Source organism: Rathayibacter sp. AY2B3 (genome assembly GCF_002931755.1).
Lineage (GTDB): Bacteria > Actinomycetota > Actinomycetes > Actinomycetales > Microbacteriaceae > Rathayibacter.
The window spans coordinates 1-2,065 of record NZ_PSUG01000082.1 but is presented as its reverse complement, the minus strand read 5'-3'; the positions used below and the strand labels follow the sequence as shown (position 1 = coordinate 2,065).

Below are 2,065 nucleotides of genomic sequence, written 5' to 3'. Positions count from 1 at the left end.
GTTCCGGTCTGCCGGCCGGTGAACGTTACAGCGCATCATAGACGAACAGGTTTGAACGCCTGGCCAGAGCGGGTGCGAGCCCCGTAGTCGAAATGGTGTTATGGCGTGAAGAGTATCCCAAGTAGCACGGGGCCCGAGAAATCCCGTGTGAATCTGTCAGGACCACCTGATAAGCCTAAATACTCCCAGATGACCGATAGCGGACAAGTACCGTGAGGGAAAGGTGAAAAGTACCCCGGGAGGGGAGTGAAATAGTACCTGAAACCGTTTGCTTACAAACCGTCGGAGCCTCCTTGTAGGGGTGACGGCGTGCCTTTTGAAGAATGAGCCTGCGAGTTAGTGCTCTGTGGCGAGGTTAACCCGTGTGGGGCAGCCGTAGCGAAAGCGAGTCCGAATAGGGCGATTCAGTCGCAGGGTCTAGACCCGAAGCGAAGTGATCTATCCATGGCCAGGTTGAAGCGACGGTAAGACGTCGTGGAGGACCGAACCCACTTCAGTTGAAAATGGAGGGGATGAGCTGTGGATAGGGGTGAAAGGCCAATCAAACTTCGTGATAGCTGGTTCTCTCCGAAATGCATTTAGGTGCAGCGTTGCGTGTTTCTTGCCGGAGGTAGAGCTACTGGATGGCCGATGGGGCCCAAAAGCTTACTGACGTCAGCCAAACTCCGAATGCCGGTAAGTGAGAGCGCAGCAGTGAGACTGTGGGGGATAAGCTTCATAGTCGAGAGGGAAACAACCCAGACCACCAACTAAGGTCCCTAAGCGCGTGCTAAGTGGGAAAGGATGTGGAGTTGCACAGACAACCAGGAGGTTGGCTTAGAAGCAGCCACCCTTGAAAGAGTGCGTAATAGCTCACTGGTCAAGTGATTCCGCGCCGACAATGTAACGGGGCTCAAGCACGCCACCGAAGTTGTGGCATTGACATTAGTGGTAGGCCTTCGTGGTCCAGCCGTGTTGATGGGTAGGAGAGCGTCGTGTGGCGAGTGAAGCGGCGGTGTGAACCAGCCGTGGATGCCACACGAGTGAGAATGCAGGCATGAGTAGCGAAAGACGGGTGAGAAACCCGTCCTCCGGAAGACCAAGGGTTCCAGGGTCAAGCTAATCTTCCCTGGGTAAGTCGGGACCTAAGGCGAGGCCGACAGGCGTAGTCGATGGACAACGGGTTGATATTCCCGTACCGGCGAAGAACCGCCCAAGACAATCCAGTAGTGCTAAGTATCTGAATCCCTTTGATGGATCCCTTCGGGGTGAAGCGTTGGGCCTAGCGTACGACCCCGTGCTGGTGCGTTTAGCGTATTAACAGGTGTGACGCAGGAAGGTAGCCGAGCCGGGCGATGGTTGTCCCGGTCTAAGGATGTAGGGCGAACGATAGGCAAATCCGTCGTTCACACAGCCTGAGATCTGATGGGTAGACGCAAGTCGAAATCGGTGATCCTATGCTGCCAAGAAAAGCATCGACGCGAGGTTCTAGCTGCCCGTACCCCAAACCGACTCAGGTGGTCAGGTAGAGAATACTAAGGAGATCGAGAGAATCGTGGTTAAGGAACTCGGCAAAATGCCCCCGTAACTTCGGGAGAAGGGGGGCCTGAGGCGTGAACGGACTTGCTCCGGGAGCGTTCGATGGCCGCAGAGACCAGTGGGAAGCGACTGTTTACTAAAAACACAGGTCCGTGCTAAGTCGCAAGACGATGTATACGGACTGACGCCTGCCCGGTGCTGGAAGGTTAAGAGGAACGGTTAGCCGCAAGGCGAAGCTGAGAATTTAAGCCCCAGTAAACGGCGGTGGTAACTATAACCATCCTAAGGTAGCGAAATTCCTTGTCGGGTAAGTTCCGACCTGCACGAATGGCGTAACGACTTCCCAGCTGTCTCAACCGCGAACTCGGCGAAATTGCATTACGAGTAAAGATGCTCGTTACGCGCAGCAGGACGGAAAGACCCCGTGACCTTTACTATAGTTTGGTATTGGTGTTCGGTGTGGCTTGTGTAGGATAGGTGGGAGACTGTGAAGCGGGCACGCTAGTGTTCGTGGAGTCATTGTTGAAATACCACTCTGGTCACTCTG

At 54.8% G+C, this 2,065-nt stretch carries 1 rRNA gene (cut by a window edge); it reads left to right on the top strand.

Annotated features, from left to right (window positions below):
* Nucleotides 1-2,065 (top strand): 23S ribosomal RNA (locus tag C5C24_RS17240); its annotated part reaches 230 nt to the left of the window's first position; the annotation flags it as partial.